17 protein-coding genes are annotated in these 16624 nt (G+C 74.5%); all 17 read right to left on the bottom strand.

The window, feature by feature from the left end; all coding sequences use genetic code 11:
- Window positions 1-10: 10 nt before the first annotated feature.
- The 17 genes from BMZ16_RS05630 to BMZ16_RS05550 all read right to left on the bottom strand — a co-directional run bounded on the left by BMZ16_RS05630 (window position 11) and on the right by BMZ16_RS05550 (window position 16619).
- Entirely contained in the window at window positions 11-556 is a 546-nt protein-coding gene (locus BMZ16_RS05630) for an aromatic ring-opening dioxygenase LigA (protein ID WP_369822486.1), read from the bottom strand.
- Between the two features lie 159 nt (window positions 557-715).
- Window positions 716-1840, bottom strand: a complete 1125-nt coding sequence (locus tag BMZ16_RS05625) for a glycosyltransferase family 4 protein (protein WP_089798520.1) — start codon at window positions 1838-1840, stop codon at window positions 716-718.
- Window positions 1841-1850: 10 nt separating this feature from the next.
- Window positions 1851-2270, bottom strand: coding sequence for a DUF3817 domain-containing protein (locus tag BMZ16_RS05620; protein ID WP_089798759.1), 420 nt, complete (start codon window positions 2268-2270; stop codon window positions 1851-1853).
- Window positions 2271-2325: 55 nt separating this feature from the next.
- The gene (guaA, locus tag BMZ16_RS05615) at window positions 2326-3927 is read right to left on the bottom strand and encodes a glutamine-hydrolyzing GMP synthase (protein ID WP_089798519.1); all 1602 of its coding nucleotides are present in this window, start codon (window positions 3925-3927) and stop codon (window positions 2326-2328) included.
- 119 nt (window positions 3928-4046) lie between these two features.
- The gene (locus BMZ16_RS05610; protein ID WP_089798518.1) at window positions 4047-4508 is read right to left on the bottom strand and encodes a DUF3592 domain-containing protein; all 462 of its coding nucleotides are present in this window, start codon (window positions 4506-4508) and stop codon (window positions 4047-4049) included.
- Between the two features lie 3 nt (window positions 4509-4511).
- The gene (locus BMZ16_RS05605) at window positions 4512-5102 is read right to left on the bottom strand and encodes a hypothetical protein (RefSeq protein WP_143082762.1); all 591 of its coding nucleotides are present in this window, start codon (window positions 5100-5102) and stop codon (window positions 4512-4514) included.
- Entirely contained in the window at window positions 5099-6493 is a 1395-nt protein-coding gene (locus BMZ16_RS05600; protein ID WP_089798516.1) for a hypothetical protein, read from the bottom strand. The genes BMZ16_RS05605 and BMZ16_RS05600 overlap by 4 nt, the downstream gene beginning before the upstream one ends.
- A 151-nt stretch (window positions 6494-6644) precedes the next feature.
- A complete protein-coding gene (locus BMZ16_RS05595) occupies window positions 6645-7772 on the bottom strand; it encodes a hypothetical protein (protein WP_089798515.1) in 1128 nt (375 codons plus the stop codon).
- A 45-nt stretch (window positions 7773-7817) separates the two neighbouring features.
- Window positions 7818-9335 carry an OmpA family protein gene (locus tag BMZ16_RS05590; protein ID WP_089798514.1) on the bottom strand — a complete coding sequence of 506 codons (1518 nt, stop codon included), beginning with the start codon at window positions 9333-9335 and terminating at the stop codon, window positions 7818-7820.
- 88 nt (window positions 9336-9423) lie between these two features.
- On the bottom strand, window positions 9424-9645 hold the full coding sequence (locus tag BMZ16_RS05585) for a hypothetical protein (RefSeq protein WP_089798513.1): 222 nt from the start codon (window positions 9643-9645) through the stop codon (window positions 9424-9426).
- Window positions 9646-9706: 61 nt separating this feature from the next.
- The gene (locus BMZ16_RS05580; protein ID WP_089798512.1) at window positions 9707-10423 is read right to left on the bottom strand and encodes a response regulator transcription factor; all 717 of its coding nucleotides are present in this window, start codon (window positions 10421-10423) and stop codon (window positions 9707-9709) included.
- Window positions 10420-11619 (bottom strand): sensor histidine kinase, encoded by a 1200-nt coding sequence (locus tag BMZ16_RS05575; protein WP_089798511.1) that lies wholly within the window; start codon window positions 11617-11619, stop codon window positions 10420-10422. The genes BMZ16_RS05580 and BMZ16_RS05575 overlap by 4 nt, the downstream gene beginning before the upstream one ends.
- Window positions 11606-12487 carry a type II secretion system F family protein gene (locus BMZ16_RS05570; RefSeq protein ID WP_089798510.1) on the bottom strand — a complete coding sequence of 294 codons (882 nt, stop codon included), beginning with the start codon at window positions 12485-12487 and terminating at the stop codon, window positions 11606-11608. Before BMZ16_RS05570 ends, BMZ16_RS05575 begins: the two co-directional genes overlap by 14 nt.
- Window positions 12487-13410, bottom strand: coding sequence for a type II secretion system F family protein (locus BMZ16_RS05565; RefSeq protein ID WP_089798509.1), 924 nt, complete (start codon window positions 13408-13410; stop codon window positions 12487-12489). The genes BMZ16_RS05570 and BMZ16_RS05565 overlap by 1 nt, the downstream gene beginning before the upstream one ends.
- Complete coding sequence (locus BMZ16_RS05560; protein WP_089798508.1) at window positions 13407-14699, bottom strand: CpaF family protein; 1293 nt, start codon at window positions 14697-14699, stop codon at window positions 13407-13409. The genes BMZ16_RS05565 and BMZ16_RS05560 overlap by 4 nt, the downstream gene beginning before the upstream one ends.
- A 1-nt stretch (window position 14700) precedes the next feature.
- Window positions 14701-15069, bottom strand: coding sequence for a hypothetical protein (locus BMZ16_RS05555; RefSeq protein WP_089798507.1), 369 nt, complete (start codon window positions 15067-15069; stop codon window positions 14701-14703).
- Window positions 15069-16619: an AAA family ATPase gene (locus BMZ16_RS05550; protein WP_143082761.1), complete on the bottom strand. Its 1551-nt coding sequence runs from the start codon at window positions 16617-16619 to the stop codon at window positions 15069-15071. The genes BMZ16_RS05555 and BMZ16_RS05550 overlap by 1 nt, the downstream gene beginning before the upstream one ends.
- Window positions 16620-16624 lie beyond the last annotated feature (5 nt).

The following is a 16624-nucleotide window of genomic DNA, read 5'->3' as shown; positions in this document are numbered from 1 at the left end:
AGCGGGCGGCTCAGACTCGCTCGACGGCAGGCGTGGCGGCGACGGGCGCCTCGACGCGGACGGCGATGCGGCGCAGGGCCTCACCGGTGATGATGAAGACGACACCGAGGCCGAAGACCAGCAGGCCGACGCCGAAGGCCACGACCGAGGTGAACAGCGAGGCCCGCAGGAAGGAGCCGTTCATGACGGTCGCCCGGGCCGGGTCGTCCTTGTCGAGCTCGGCGTAGGTCTTGCCGTCCGAGCCGGCGAGCGCGTGCTTGTTGATGATGTCGGCCTGGGCCCAGGCCTCCCACGGCGTGTCGACGATCTCGCCACCGAAGGCGGCCGCGTCCTCGGAGACCGTGATCTGCTCGGCGCGCAGGTTGCTGGACACCGCGATCCACGTGCCGGTGCCGGCGACGGCGAACAGAGCGCCGAAGGCGATGACGATGATCGCCAGGAGCTTGATGTGGGCGGGCTTCGACTGGACTGCTGCTGCGTTGGACATCTCGATCTCCCCGATCGTCTCTGTTCCCCCACGGGACCGGAGGTCCGGCCCGGTGAGCCATCTGCTCACGTGAACAGCGTCGTCCCAGGCAGGGCCGTGGCCGTGGGACTCTGGTCCCGCCGGCCTCACCGACCATCACCCGGACGAGTGAACACACCAGGCTACCCGGACCAAAGGCCCGGTGCCGCGACGTGACCTGGGCCGTCGCACCCCGCGCGACGGGGCGGGTCAGACGAGCCGGGACGCCCGCTCGTACTGGGCGGCGGCGGCCGCCAGGACGTGGTCCCAGTCGAACGGCGGCGGGACGGTGGCGGCGTGGCGCCGCATCGTGGCCAGGAGGTCCCGGTCCTGCGCGAGCCGCACGACCGCGTCGGTCATCGCCGCGTCGTCCGCGACGAGGAACCCGTCGACGCCGGGGGTGACGAACTCCCCCACGCCGGTGCCGTCGTGCGCGAGGACGACCAGCCCGGCCGTGCGCGCCTCGAGCGCGGCGATGCCGAACGCCTCGAGCCGCGCCGGCGCCAGGAACACGTCGGCGTCGGCGTAGGTCGCGCGGACCTCGGACCGTGGCAGACGACCGCGCAGGGTGACCACGTCCTGCAGGCCGGCGCTCGCCACCCGCGCGCGCACGGCGTCGCGCGCCGGCCCGTCGCCCACGAGCGTGAGGCGCAGCGCGCCGTCCGGCAGCCGTCCCGCCGCCGCGGCGACGACGTCGACCAGCGGTACGGCACGCTTGCGCGGCGCCAGCCGCATCGTGGCGACCAGGTGCAGCGGGGCGTCGAGGTCGGGGTCCGGCGGACCGGTCGGCGCCCACAGCGCCGTGTCGATGCCGTTGGGGACGACGTCGACGCGACCGCCGAGCATGGTCCGGACCCGCTCGGCGGCCGCACCGCTCACGGCGCTCAGGGCGGCGGGCAGCCGCGCCCACCGGGTGCGGCGCAGCGCCGGGCCGGCGACGCCCGCGACGCCGTCGAGCATGCAGTGCCACGTGATCGCCGTGGGCAGGCCGAGCGCGGTCGCGACCCGCACCCCGTCGAACGCGAACGGGGACACGACGCCGGCGTGGACGTGCACCGCGTCGGGCCGCACGCCGCGCAGCGCGCGCCGGATCAGGCCGGGGCCCGCCAGCGGGTTGACCGGCAGGTCGAACGGGAGGCGCGCGCCGAGGCGGTGCACGTGGACGCCGTCCTCGACGTCGACGACGCCGCCGCGCTCACCACCCTCGCCGAGCGTCGCGGTGAGCACGTGCACCTCGTCGCCGGTGCGCGCCTGGTGCCGGGCGAGGTCCCCGACCTGCGTCTCGATGCCCCCGGTGCGGGGCGCGAAGCAGTCGGAGACGTGGACGACCCGCACGCCCGTCCCGTCAGCCCTGGGGCGCGGTCGCGTCGATGCGCGCCTGCGCGTCGGCGTGCACGCGGCGCTCGAGCACGAACGACATGACGGGGACGACGCCCGCGGCCGCCAGCGACACCAGGCGCCCCAGCCGCCACCGCAGCGTCGACCACAGGTCGAAGACGGTGACCAGGTAGACCACGTAGATCCAGCCGTGCGCGAACGCGATCCACGAGCCGAGCACGGGCAGCGCGTGCCCCTCGGCGTCGACGCCGCCCGCCTGGAAGACGTACTTGAGCAGCATCTCGACGCACAGCAGCAGCAGCATCGACCCGGTGATCCAGGCCATGACGCGGTAGCGGGTCAGCGAGCCGCGGGCCTTGCGCGCCCACGCGGCGGCGTCGGGCGCACCGGGGGTCGTCGTCGGCGTGCTCGTGGGTCCGGTGCTCACGCTCGTCCTCTCGTCGTCCGTCGGCTCGGGGCGGCCGCGCACGCGACCTGCCCGCTCACTCCCACTCGATGGTGCCCGGCGGCTTGCTCGTCACGTCGAGGACGACGCGGTTGACCTCGGGGACCTCGTTGGTGATGCGGGTGGAGATGGTCGCCAGCACGTCGTACGGCAGGCGCGTCCAGTCCGCCGTCATCGCGTCCTCGGAGGAGACGGGCCGCAGCACGATCGGGTGCCCGTAGGTGCGCCCGTCGCCCTGCACGCCGACGGACCGCACGTCGCCCAGCAGCACGACGGGGCACTGCCAGATCTCGCGGTCCAGCCCGGCGCGCGTGAGCTCCTCGCGCGCGATCGCGTCGGCCGCGCGCAGCGTCGTCAGGCGCTCCGCGGTGACCTCGCCGACGATGCGGATGCCGAGGCCGGGGCCGGGGAACGGCTGACGCCACACGATGCCCTCGGGCACGCCCAGCTCCAGGCCGACCGCGCGGACCTCGTCCTTGAACAGCGTGCGCAGCGGCTCGACGAGCTCGAACTGCAGGTCGTCCGGCAGGCCGCCGACGTTGTGGTGCGACTTGATGTTGGCCGCACCCTCGCCGCCGCCGGACTCCACGACGTCCGGGTAGAGGGTGCCCTGCACGAGGAACTTCACGGTCTCGCCGTGCGCGCCGGCGTCCTCGACGACCTCGCGCGCCGCGTCCTCGAACACGCGGATGAACTCGCGGCCGATGATCTTGCGCTTGGTCTCGGGGTCGGTGTGGCCGGCGAGCGCGGTGAGGAACCGCTCACGCGCGTCGACGACCTTGAGCTGCACGCCCGTCGCGTCGACGAAGTCCTTCTCGACCTGCTCGGCCTCGCCCTCGCGCAGCAGCCCGTGGTCGACGAACACGCAGGTGAGCTGGTCCCCCACGGCACGCTGCACGAGCGCCGCCGCGACGGACGAGTCCACCCCGCCGGACAGCCCGCAGATCACGCGCGCGTCGCCCACCTGGGCGCGGATGCGCTCGACCTGCTCGGCCACCACGTTGCCCGGGTTCCAGTCGGGGGTGATCCCGGCGCCGCGGTACAGGAAGTTCTCGAGCGCCTGCTGCCCGAGCGGCGAGTGCTTGACCTCGGGGTGCCACTGCACGCCGTACAGGCGCCGCTCGCGGTCCTCGAACGCCGCGACGGGGCTGCCGGCGCTCGTCGCGAGCACCTCGAAGCCCTCGGGTGCGGCGTGCACGGCGTCGCCGTGGCTCATCCACACGGTCTGCTGCTCGGGGCTGCCGTCCAGGACCGTGCCCTGCTCGGTGACCTCCACGGCCGTGCCGCCGTACTCGCGCTGGCCGGTCTGCGCGACGGTGCCGCCCAGCGCCTGGGCCATCGCCTGGAAGCCGTAGCAGATGCCCAGCACGGGGACGCCGGCCTCGAACAGCTCGGGGCCGACGAACGGCGCACCGTTCGCGTAGACCGACGACGGCCCGCCGGACAGGATGATGGCCGCCGGGTCCTTGGCGAGCATCTGCTCGACCGTCGCCGTGTGCGGCACGATCTCGGAGTACACGTTCGCCTCGCGCACGCGCCGCGCGATGAGCTGGGCGTACTGCGCGCCGAAGTCGACGACCAGGACCGGACGGTGCGTCGTGGGCCGGGCGGGCGCCACGGGTTCAGGGCTCTGCGTCACGCGACCAGCCTAGTCGGCACCGGACCGGGCACGGACCCGGCGCCGGGGCATCGGGACCACCGTCACACCCTGCGGCACGACGACGGCCGGGCCCGTGGCGGGCCCGGCCGGGACGTCCGTCAGGACAGCAGCTGGGCGAGCCCGCGCACGATCACGAACGGGAAGATCACGAGCCCGCCCGCCATGGCGTAGACCATGAACGCGGGCCGCTCGAGGTCCGGCCGGTCGACGTAGAGGCGCCGCGGGTCGCGCGGGTCCTGGACGACCGGCACCTCCTGGCCCGGGTGGTACTCCCCCGCCGGGAGCTTCTGGTCCGTGAGCACACCCCCGGGCACCGCCGCGGTGGCCACCACGACGCGGTCGGTCGGACGCTCCGTGACGGAGCGGCGCTCCATCACGCGCGCGCCCCGCACCTCCAGGACGCGTCCGGTGCCCCGCAGCCCGCTGCGGAACACGCGGTGCCGCCGGTACACGTACCGGAAGGCGACGACGAAGACCACGAGGAACACCGTGGCACCCACACCGACCAGGACCGCGACCTGCTGCGGCCCGAGGATCTGGACGCCGGTGGCGGACTCCACGGCTCAGCCGTCGACGCGCACGGTGCGCAGCACCTCGTGCGCGACGGACCCGTCGAGCTCCCCGCGCGGCGCCTCGGTCCAGACCGCGACCAGCCGCGTGCCCTGCGGGTCGCGCGTCGTCACGTACTCGACGTCGAGCTCGGTGCCGTCCTCGAGGGTCAGCACGCCCTGGACGGCCACCGCGTGGCCGAAGCCCTCCCAGGTGAGCGTCTCGCGCACCAGGTCGCTCGCCGAGCCGGTCGCACCGAGCTGCGCGAACGCCGTGGCGGCGGCGGCGTCGACCGCGGCGTCGTCGACGTCCTCCTCGCGCGTCACCGTCACGTTGACCTCGGAGCGGGTCGCGCCGTCACGCTGCAGGACGAGCTGGGTCGTGTCGTCGGCCGCGGTGCGCTCGTCGGCGGTGAAGTCCGCCGGGACGTCGACACCGATGCCGTCGACCACCTGGCGCGAGGCGCCGTCGACGCCCTCGGTGGCCGTGATGTCCCACGCGGTGGGCTGCGCCGACGGCGCGGCACCGTCCGCCGGCTCGTCGCCCGAGCAGGCCGACACCGCCAGCACCGCGACCACCGCGGCCGTCGCGCCCCACACCCTCATGCCATGCACCCGTTCCACCTCTTCCACCCCGTCGGCGTCATGTAGAACGCGTCCGTCGTCTCGGTCGACGAGGTCGACGCGCCGACGTTGAACCCTAGGCCACCGACCGCGGGGGCCTTCAGCGACAGCGCCGCCATGAGCAGGTCCTGCGAGCTCACGTCGACGAACTGGGCGGTGATGTCACCGCCGCGTCGCGCCTCGTCGAAGATCATCGGCAGCGCGGCCGTCATGGCCATCGGAGCCTGTCCCACGGTGGCGGCCGCGCCGACCCCCGCGAGGGCGGCGGTCATCTGCGCGCGGTTGCGGTCCGTGACCGGGAAGTCCGCGGACAGCGTCAGGCCCTTGCCGTAGCCGTCCCCGATCGGGTATCCGGCGCCGTTGCTCAGGGCGTACGCACCCTCGGACGTCGCCGCACCGTCGAGGGACACGTGGTTGAGCTTGCCGTCGGGTCCGACCGTGGCCGCGACCACGAGCTCCACGTGCCCGTTGACCTCCCCGCCCTGGCCCCAGTTCGGGTCGCTGCTGGAGAAGCCGAGCTGGGCAGCCGCCTCGGCGGTCATCTCGACCTTCGAGTAGACGGTGATGTCACCGGTCTTCATGTCGATCTTCGTGCCGATGGCGTTGGAGGTCTCGAAGGAGGCGCTGCCGCCCGCCACGCCGACCCCGACACCAGCCCCCGCGTTGCCGACGGTGCCGCCCTCCGCGAACACCGCGGTCGGCAGCGGCGGTGTGTAGCTCTTGCCCCGGACCCAGTCCCAGAGCTGGGACGCGCCCTCGAGGCCGATGCCGACGATCGGCGCCGCCGGCCCGGTGACCGACGCGATCGCGTTCTGCGCGAACTTGCGCTGCACCCAGCCGTTGAACTTCTGCACGTCCTCCATCGAGTCGAACGTGAACTCGGCGCCGCCGCCCGCGTGCACCCCGGCGGCCGCCTCGGCGCTCAGCTCGATCGAGCCGCCGTAGCCCATGATCTCGAGCCCACCGTGCGCCTCGCCCGCGCTGGCCACGGCCTTGGCGGAGACGTCGCCGTTGAGCGTGACGCGGTACGTGCCGTCGCTCATCCGGTCGACCGAGAGGGAGCCCTCGGCACCGAGGTCGACGAACGCGATCGAGACGCCCGCCTCCATCGTCGTGGTGTCGGTGGCGACCGTGCACTCGCGCTCCGGCTCGCGGTCGAAGTCGACCTCACCGACGCCGCAGTCGGCGTCGAACGCGTCGCACAGCTTGGCGACGATGGTGTCGCCCACGGGCGCCGCCCACATCACGATGCCGGCGATCAGCGCCACGACGACGGCCACGGCGCCGACGTACTCGACCAGTCCCGCACCGTCGTCGCGTCCGGCGCCGGCGCGCACGGCGCCCCGCCGGAGCCCGTCGTGCCCCTTGTTCATCGCATGCCTCCTCGGTTCACGCCGGACGCTACCGACGGGTCCACCGCCCGGTCGTGGGCCCGGGAACCCGTCGTGGACCCACGTCGGCCCTGGGCCGCCGGGCCCGGGCCCGGCCTCCCGACGTGCGCGTGTGCCGGCACACGGCGCCCGGTCACCGGGTCACCACCAGCCGGGTCTCCGCCAGGAACGCGCCGATGCCCGCCGGCGGTGCGAAGGGCGGCGGCGGCGGGGGCGGGGGCGGGGGCGGCGCGTCCGGGTCGAGCTCGCCGTCCGGCGTCGGCGCCGGCTCCGGCGTCGGCTCGGGGGCCGGCGCCACCGTCCGGCACGAGCCGCCCACGAGGTAGCCGAGGGCACGACCCGACCGGCACACGCCCGACAGCAGGCGCAGCTCGGCGGTCGAGACCGACTCGATCCGCTGACCGGACCCGGGCACGGCGTCCAGGTTGCGGGTCCGCACCGTGACCTCGGCACGCAGGACGTCGATGTCGACGGACACCAGCTCGGCGTCGTTGGCCGCCGCGAGCGACCGCGCCGCTTCGGTCATGCGCCCGCTCGTCAGGGAGCCCAGGTCCGTGCCGGCGAACGCCCAGAAGACGTCGGGGTCGGAGGCCCACCGGGACGCGTCGAACGCCGCGCGCACGCCGTCGCGCCACGTGTCCGCGGCGGCGAGGGCGGCCGCGTCCGCGGCGGTGCGCGACCCGCGCGAGTCCGAGGTGGCGGAGCCCACGACGGTGATGACCAGGACCGCCGCGGCCACGAGGCCGGCCACCGCGGGGACGATGAGCAGGTTGGTCGCCCCGCGGTCGTCGGCCAGGGAGCGGCGGAACCGCAGCGGCACGCGCTCGGGCTCCCCCGGCGCGACGAACAGCAGCGCCAGCAGCGGGAACACCAGCCACGTGACCAGGTCGAGCGCGAGCCGCCACGACCACAGCGTCGACCCCGTCGCGAGGGCACCCGCCACGCCGAGCAGCAGCTGGAGGGTCCACGCGCCGACCGCCGCGGCGGCGAGCGTCGGCAGCACCTCGCGGCGCTCCTCGAACCCGCGCCGGCGCCGGTACGACCGCGCGACGACCGCGCCGATGCACGTCAGCCGCACGGCCGACAGCACCCAGCCGATCGCGAGCGCGGTGGTCGGCTCGATGGCCAGCAGGAACGCGGAGAAGGCGGGCAGGAGCAGCCAGTAGAGGATCGCGAACGTCAGCAGGTCGAGCGCGACGAACAGCGTCACGCCGCGCGCGTCGACGCGCCTGCCGGCGCGTCGCGGCGTGGTCCAGGACATGCGGTGCTCGCTCTCTGATCGGGGCGGGGCGCCGGCCGGGCCGGGTCAGCCCGTGACGGGGACGTCGGTGATCCGGAACCGGCCCTCGGCGTCGACGGTGACGGTGTCCTGGCCGGTGTCGGGCCACAGGACGGTGACGACGACGGACTGGCCCTGGGCGACGGGCGCGTCCACGAACTGGTCGGCGAGCACGCCGCGGGCGTCCTCGGTGCCGACCTCGCCGCGCAGGTAGTCCGCCGGGTACAGGTAGGAGCCGGTGCCCAGCAGCGTCGCGCCGTACGCGCCGGCCGTGAGCGTGGTCGACGACATGCCGCGCGAGAGCAGCCGCCCGGCCGCGAAGTCGCCGAACAGCCCGACCGGGGCACCCGTCCCGTCGGACACGCGCCCGACCTCCAGGGAGCCGACGAGGAACGGTCCGCTGCGCCGGACCTCGGTGGCCCGCACGGCCCACGTGGCCCCGGCCGCCTCGACCTCGACCGGCGCCGATCCCGACGCGACGGCGCCGGTCGGCTCCGGGGTAGCGACGTCACCGGTCGTGACCTCCAGCGACTCGCCCGCGCGGGCCACCGTGAACCGGACCTCGACGCGCCGGTTCGCCGCGCGCGCCTCGGCGCTGGTGCCCGGTGCGACGGGCTCGCTCTCGCCCTTGCCCTCGGTGCGCAGCGCGAAGCCGGCGCCGAGCGTCTGCCCGAGCCGCTCCGCGACCGCGGCCGCGCGCCGGTTCGACAGGTCGAGGTTGTAGGCGTCGGAGGCCACGTCGTCGGTGTGACCCGTCACGACGACCTCACCCTCCTGCGCCGCCTCGGCGATCTGGGCGGCGGCGGCGTCGACCGCGGCGGCGGCCTCGGGCGTGAGGTCGGCGACGTCGGTGGCGAAGAGGACGTCGGACGCGAGCGTCACGGTCGCGTCCTGGGCCTGCACCTGCGTGCTGGCGCCGCCGTCGTACGCCACGGAGAACACCTCGACGTCCCCGGCGGGGTACACCGCCGCGTCCGAGGCGCCGAGGTCGGCGGGCGTCGTCCCGACGTCCTCGCCGGTGACGACGGGCACGTCCTCGACGAGGCCGAAGTAGGGGAACAGCACGTCGACCGACGGGACGTCGGGCGCCGCGAAGAACGCCTGCGACGTCACCGAGCCGCCCGGTGCCAGGTTGAGCGCCTCGCCGCTGGTCGACACCGACGTGCCGGCGTCGCGGCCCACCTCCCACGCCCGCATCCCCTCGGGGTCGACGAGCCGCAGCCGCCCGACGTTGAGGAACGAGCCGGGGTTGCGCAGCAGCGCGGCGATCGACAGGTTCGTGCCCGCCGGGGCGTCGTCGGCCATCGCGTAGTCGACGGTGAGCAGCGCGTGGTCCCCGACGACCTGCACCGGGTGGACGGTCAGCTCGACCGGCGCTCCCCCGTGCTCGACGTCCACGACGACCGAGCCGTCGTCGGGAACCTCGGCGGACCCGGTCGCCTGCGGGCTCGCCGTCGTCGGGCGCGGCTCCGGGTCCGACGTCGTGCACGCGGTGGCCGTGAGGACCACGGCGAGGGCGACGGCGGTCAGGCGGGCACGGTGCATGGAAGACCTTTCGTGACGACGAGGCCGGTCCGGGCGCCGCGGAGGGCGCCCGGACCGGTGTGCCGGCTGCAGCCGGCCGGTGGCTGGATCAGCCGCCGATGCCGTTGATGGCCTCGGTCAGCTTGGTGACGATCGTGCCGCCGAGACCCGAGGCGGCCGCGATGACGATGCCGATGATCGCCACGACGACGAGGATGATGCCGACGTACTCGACCGAGCCCTGGCCGCGGTCGTCGCGGCGCAGCGCGCCCAGGACGAGGCCGGTGAAGGCGAGGCGGGCGGCGAGGGCGCGGCGCGTGAGGTTCTCCATGGTGTTTCTCCTCCTGAGCGTGGGGCCAGCGCCCCGAGGTCGTTTCCTGACGAGGAAGACGCTACGGACGGCCGACGCCGCCCACGAGCGGCCCAGGACCCATCCCGGTCCCATTCCTCGCTGGGTCCTCGGACCCACCGGCGGTGCCCAGCCAGACGGCGACGGCGTGGGCCCGGTTGGTCACGTCGAGCTTGGCGAAGATGCGGTTGATGTGGTTCTTCACCGTCTTCTCCGACAGGTACAGCCGACGCGCGATCTGCGTGTTCGTCAGGCCCTGGGCGACGAGGTCCATGATCTCGGCCTCGCGCGCGGAGAGCCGGTCGGCCGGTCCCCCACCGCCCGCGGGCGACGTCGGGGGCGCCGCCGGCACGGCGGGCACGGGCGCCGCGGACGCCCACGGCTCCAGCCCCGACACGACCCGGCCGCCCGCCACGCACGCGCGGATCGCCGCCCCGATGCCGGCGGGCTCCAGCGAGCCGTGGATGACGTACCCCGCCGCGCCCGCCCGCATGGCCTCGTGGACGGCGGCCATGTCGTCCGTGTTGGTCAGCATGATGACGGTCGCCCGTCCGACGAGGTCCGGCAGCGCCGAGAGCCCGTCCCGGCCGGGCATGCGCACGTCCAGGAGCACGACGTCGACGTCCCCCTGGGCGACCCGGTCGACGGCGGCCTGCCCGTCGCCGGCCTCGTCCACCCGCTCGACGTCCTCCAGCTCCTCGAGCGCGGCCCGCAGGCCGAGCCGGATGAGCGCGTTGTCGTCCACCACCAGGATCCTCATCGCACCTCCACGACGTCGGGTGCCAGCGCCAGGGTCACGCGCGTGCGCAGACCACCGCCCGGGGGCGTCTCCCGGACGACGCGGCCGCCCCGGCCGTGCGCCCGCTCGTCCATCCCCTGCAGGCCGAAGTGCCCGTCCGCGACCAGCGCGTCGAGCGGGGGCGCGGCGGCCATCCCGCGCCCGTCGTCCGTCACGGTGAGCGTCAGCTCGCCGTCGGCGACCCGCACCGTCACCTCGACCCGGCGGGCGTCGGCGTGCCGGCGCACGTTCTCCAGCAGCTCCAGGACCATCGCCCGCACGTCGGCCGCGACGTCCGTGTCGACGTCCCCGTACCGGGGGTCGACGTCCAGCGCGACGGGCGTGCCCACGTCGCGGGACCACCGCTCGCACGCCTCGGTCAGGTCGTCCACCGGCTGCGCCCCCGCCCGGCGCAGCTCGCCCAGCGCGGTGCGCGTGTCGAGGTGCGCCGCGCGGCACGCCTCGTCGAGCTGGCGGGCCAGGGCGATCGTCCGCTCGGAGACGCCCTCGCTCGTGAGCCTGGCCAGCAGCGTCCCGCTGAGCATGGTCGCGCCGGCGAGGTCACCCGCCGCGGTGTCGTGCAGGTCGCGGGCGATCCGCACCCGCTCGAGCGTCGCGGCCCGCCGCACCTGGGCCAGCGCGGCCTCGTGCGCCGCGACGTCGTGGGCGCGCAGCGACCTGCCCAGTGCCGCACCGGCCCACGCCATCGCCATCACGCCCAACGACCCGACGGTCACGACCAGCCACGTCGCGCCCGTGGCGTCCTGCGCGTTGACGTAGACCAGCACCATCGCGATCGCGCTCGCCATGACCAGCGCGAGCCGGGCGCCCACCACCACCCCCAGCAGCGCCACGGTCGCGGCGGCGTACACGGTCATGATGTCACCGGACAACGCCTGGACCACCAGCACGGTCGTGACCAGGTCGCAGGCCAGCAGGATCCCCGAGCGCGACAGCATGGCGCCGCTCGAGTCCCAGGTGAGCGCCGGGAACACCGAGAACGGCAGGGCCAGCAGCACCACCCACAGGTCCGCGCCGCCGGCCGCGCCCTCGACGAGCGCGACGACGAGCGCGAGCGCGAGCGTCGCCAGCCGGACCTCGCTGAGCAGGCGGATGACCCGGCTGATCGCGACGTGCGCCGGACGCTCCGCACCCGGGACCGGCTCAGAAGATCCCACTGAGCACCTCGCTGTTGGCGAGCAGGATCGACGACCCGATGAGGATCAGCGTGCCCGGCACGATCGTCATGGTGACGACGAGGGACACCTTGGGCGCCGCCTTCGCGGCCGCCTGCCGGACCCGCTGCGCGTGCTCCTTGCGGACGTCCGAGGCGATGTCGTCGAGCGCGCTGGACAGCGGGACGCCGAGCTCCTCGGCCTGCAGCAGGGCCGTGACGAAGGCCGCGACGCCGTCGGAGCGCGTGCGGTCCCGCATGGCGATGAACGCCTGCCGGCGCGAGACGCCGACGCTCATCTCCTGCAGCACCGTGCGCATCTCCTCGGCCAGGGGGCCGGTGTGGAAGTCGCAGACCCGCTCGACGGCCTGGCGGAACCCCAGACCGGCGGTCACCGTGACCCCCAGGACGTCCAGGAAGTCCGGCAGCTCCATGTCGATCTGCTCCTGGCGCCGGCGCCCGGCCGACAGCAGCCACAGCCGCATCCACCCGATGAGCAGCACCGCCAGCAGCAGGCCGGTCCACGGCTGCCCGACCGCCAGGAAGACCACGAGGCCGACGACGCCGATGACGACGAACGCCGCCTGGCGCCGCAGGTACACCGTCAGGGTCAGACCCTCGGGGCGCCCGGCGCGCCGGATCGTCTCCTCCAGGCGCCGCAGGCGGACGGGGCCGTACAGGCGCATCGTCGTGCCGAGGAACAAGGAGCCCAGCCGGTCGAGGAACGCGCCGAAGCCACCCTCGCGCTCGGCCACGGGCGTCGTGCGCAGGCCCTCCTCGACCTCCTCGAGGCCGGTGGTGCGCATCATCCGGGCGCCGACGAACGCCAGCACCGTCAGCAGGCCGGCGACGAGCCCGAGCAGCAGCGCCATCAGAACCTCACCTTCGTGATCCGGCGGATCACGACGAAGCCGACGACGAACAGGGCGGACGCCGCGATCAGCGCGATCTGCCCGGGCAGGGTGCCGAACATCGTGTCGAGGGCACCCGGTGACAGCAGGTTCATGAACACGACCGAGAACGCGCCGATCATCACGACCGCGTAGCCGGAGAACGTCGCCCCCACCACGGCGGTCGTGATCTCGCGCCGCAGCTGACGTCGCTCGTCGAGCGTGGTGGCGATGTTCTGCAGGGCCGTGACGAGCGCGCCGCCCGCCTTGCCCTGGATGACCAGGGTCTGCACGAGCACGACCAGCTCGCGCGAGGGCAGCCGCTCGGCGAGGTGGTCGAGCGCCACCGCCAGGCTCTGCCCGATCGCGAGCTCGGAGGCGACCTGCTGCAGCTCGCCGTTGGCGGGCTCGTCCATCTCCCTGGCCGCGAGCTCGATGGACCGACGCACCCCGAGCCCGGCCTGGGCGCCGTTGGCGAGCAGGCGCGCCAGCTCGGGCAGCTGGGAGATGAACTTCTCGATCCGCGCCTCGCGCCGCCGCTCGAGCCACTGCCGGAACGACAGGAGCACGACCGCCCCGGCGACGAGGGCGGCGATCCGACCCGCGACGGCGTACGTGAGGACGGACGCGAGGACCGTGCTCAGCCCCACCAGCGCGAGGACGACCGACGGCGAGCGCGAGCCGAGGCCCGAGCCGGCGAGCAGCGCCCCGAGCCGCGTGCCCCAGCGGGTGCGGCGCACCAGGTCGTCGAGGCGGGTCGCCAGGCCGGTGCCGCGCCCGGGGTCGGCGTCGACCGCGGCGAGCAGGCGGCGCCGGTGCGCGCCGTCCTCCTGCAGGACAGCGACCGTGACGACCAGGAGCACCAGCGTCACGAAGAGCAGGAGCGCGATGACGACCGGCGTCACGGCACGCTCCCCGACGGCGCGAGCGTCTCACCCGCCCGGCGCAGGCGCGCCGCGAGGAGCTCCGGCACGGGATGCCGGCGGAACGTGCCCGTGACCTTGTGCTCGGGCCCGATCGGGTCCTGCTCGAACGTGACGAGCGGCGCGAGCTGGTAGTCGTCGCGCCGGTGCGAGACGAGCGCCGCGACCTCCGAGACCCGGCGCGTCCCGTCGGCACCGCGCTCGAGCTGCACGACGACGTCGATCGCGGAGTTGATCTGGTCCCGGATGGTGGCGACCGGGAGCTCCAGCTCGCTCATCGACGCGAGCGTCTCGAGGCGACCCATGGCGTCGAACGCGCTGTTGGCGTGGACGGTGGCCAGCGAGCCCTCGTGGCCGGTGTTCATCGCCTGCAGCATGTCGAGGGTCTCCCCGCCGCGGACCTCACCGACGACGATGCGGTCGGGGCGCATGCGCAGCGAGTTGCGCACGAGGTCGCGGATCGTCACCTGGCCGCGTCCCTCGACGTTGGCCGGGCGCGACTCGAGCCGCACGACGTGCTCCTGCTGCAGCGAGAGCTCGGCCGCGTCCTCGATCGTCACGATCCGCTCGTGGTCGGGGATCAGGCCGGACAGCGCGTTGAGGAACGTCGTCTTCCCCGTACCGGTGCCCCCGGAGATCATGATGTTCAGCCGCGCCCGCACGCACGCACCCAGCAGGTGCGCGGCGTGCACGTCGAGGCTGCCCTTCTCCACGAGCTCACCGAGCCGGTACGGCCGCGGGAAGCGTCGGATGGTCAGCGACGGCCCGTCGAGGGCGAGCGGCGGGATGATGACGTTGACGCGCTCACCCGTCGGCAGGCGCGCGTCCACCATGGGCGAGGACTCGTCCACGCGCCGGTTCACCGTCGAGACGATCCGGTCGATGGTCTGGTACAGCTGCTCCTCCGACGCGAACGTCGTGGCGACCCGCTGCAGCCGGCCCAGCCGCTCCACGAACACGTCGCGCGGACCGTTGACCATGATCTCGGTGATCGACTCGTCGGCGAGCAGCGGCTCGAGCACGCCCAGGCCCAGCGCGTCGTCCACGACGCGCTGGATGAGGGCCGAGCGGTCGCGCGACGCGAGCACGGGCCCGTCGGCGGACAGCAGGGTCGACAGGATGCGCTCGAGGCGCGCCCGCCGCTGGGTGGGCTTGAGCCGGGACAGCTCGTCGAGGTCGATCTCCTCGAGCAGCCGGTCGCGGTAGTGGCCGATGAGGTCCGGCTCGTCGGAGCTCCGCTCGGACTCCTGGATGCGGTCGCGCAGCGCCATGTCAGCTCCTCGGCATCGCGGCGTCGCGCGAGACCACGATCTGCGAGGACGTCACCCCGCGCACGACGATCGGCACGCGCACGTCCACCTCGACCACGTACGCGCGGCCGTCGACCCGTGCCCGGACGTCCTGCAGGCGCGCCCACGACGGGACCTGCGCCCGCACGGCGCCCGCCACGTCCTGGCCGAGGGCCTGCGCCCGGGCGCCGTCCCGGGCGGCCTGCTGCGCCACGGCGCCGGCCTGCGAGACGTAGACGCCCTGCAGGCACAGCATCGCGGTGATGACGACCATGGTCACGTACCCGACCAGCTCGATCGCGGCCGCGCCGCGGTCGTCGCGCAAGGTCGCTCGGACGGGGCTGGTACGCATCAGTGCTCCCTCTGCACGGGCGCCGACACCGACGACGTGAGCCGGACGCCCGGCACGACCGTCGGCGCGACGACGTGGACCGTGACGTCGGACGGGCTCACGTCCACGGTGGCCGCGGAGCGCCACCGCCCGCTGAGCTCGTCGAGCGCGTCGGCCCGGGCGGCGCCCGGCGTCGACGGGCCCCACGCCTGCAGGCCCACCGTCCGCGCACCCTCGTGGGCGGCGTTGCGCGCCAGGAGGTACCCCGTGCCCCACACCAGCCCCTGCCCGGCGAGCAGCAGGACCATCAGCGCGACGGCGAACGCGACCGGCAGCTCGACGGCCGACTGGCCGGCGTCGTTGCCGCGTGCGCGACGCCGCCCCCGGCCCGCGACCTCGGCGTACGCCTCCTCCACCGCGTCGACCGGGCCGTCGTCGACCGGGCCCACGACCGCCGCGGCGAACTTGGCGGCCGCGGTGTGCGCCGGCCCCGAGGCGGCGGCGACGGAGGCGGTGTTCATGGCGGACTCGAACGGCGACCCGCCGTCGGGCACCGTCGCGTCGACGCGGCTCTCGACGATCTTCGCCGCGAGGCTCTCGGTCACCTCGTTGCGCCGGTGCTGGCGGTTGAGCAGCACCCGCACCGCGGACCGCTGCCGGACGACGAGCCGCTCCCACATCGCGAGCGTGCGTCGCGCCGCGCGCAGCGCGGGCAGGTCGGGCGTGACCACCAGGACGGCGACGTCGGCCTCCTCGAGCACCGCCGCCGTCGCCTCCGTGAGGTGCGAGCCGACGTCGATGATCGAGACCTCGTACTGGTACCGCAGCGCGTTGACCACCGAGCGCGCGGCCCGGGCCGTCATCTCCTCGCCGCGCTCCCCGTCGTTCGGTGCCGACAGCAGGCGGATGCCGCCCGGCACGTCGTACGACGTCTCGCGCAGGATGCGCCCCGTCATCTCCCCCGCGATGTCGACCAGGTCGACGACGGACCGGCGCGTGTGCACGCCGAGGTACGCCGCGAGGTCGCCCGACTGCAGGTCGAAGTCGACGAGCCCGACGGTCCGGGAGGACACGAGGGACTGCGCCATGAGCAGGGCGACGGCGGACGCACCGACCCCGCCCTTGGCCCCGGCGACCGCCACGACGCGTCCGGCACGGCCGCTGCGCGCGTCGGCCGAGACCGCCGAGCGGGCGGCCCCCACCCAGTGCGCGACGGACTCCAGCCGGGACACGACCTCAGCCAGGCTCGACGTGCGCGAGAGCACGGAGCGCGCACCCGACTCCATCGCGGCCGCGAACTGCTCGGGACCGGCCTGGTCGACGAGCATGACGATGCCCAGCAGCGGGTTGGCGGCACCGACCGTGCGCGCCACACCGAGCCCCCGGCCGGAGTCGATGAGCTCGTCGACCACGAGCACGTCGACGTCGGGGTGGCGCGTCAGCGCGTCCTCGACGTTCGCCGCCTCCCGGACGACCTGGACGAGCTCGATGGCGTCGGCCTCGGCGAGCACCTGGGACAGGCGCTCCAGCGTGCGCTCGTCCGCCGAGGCGAGAAGGACCTTCGTCGTCATCGTCG

This window comes from Cellulomonas sp. KH9 (assembly GCF_900114185.1).
Taxonomy (GTDB): Bacteria; Actinomycetota; Actinomycetes; order Actinomycetales; family Cellulomonadaceae; genus Cellulomonas.
The sequence above is the reverse complement of the archived record's forward strand: the minus strand, read 5'-3'. Positions and strand labels throughout refer to the sequence as shown.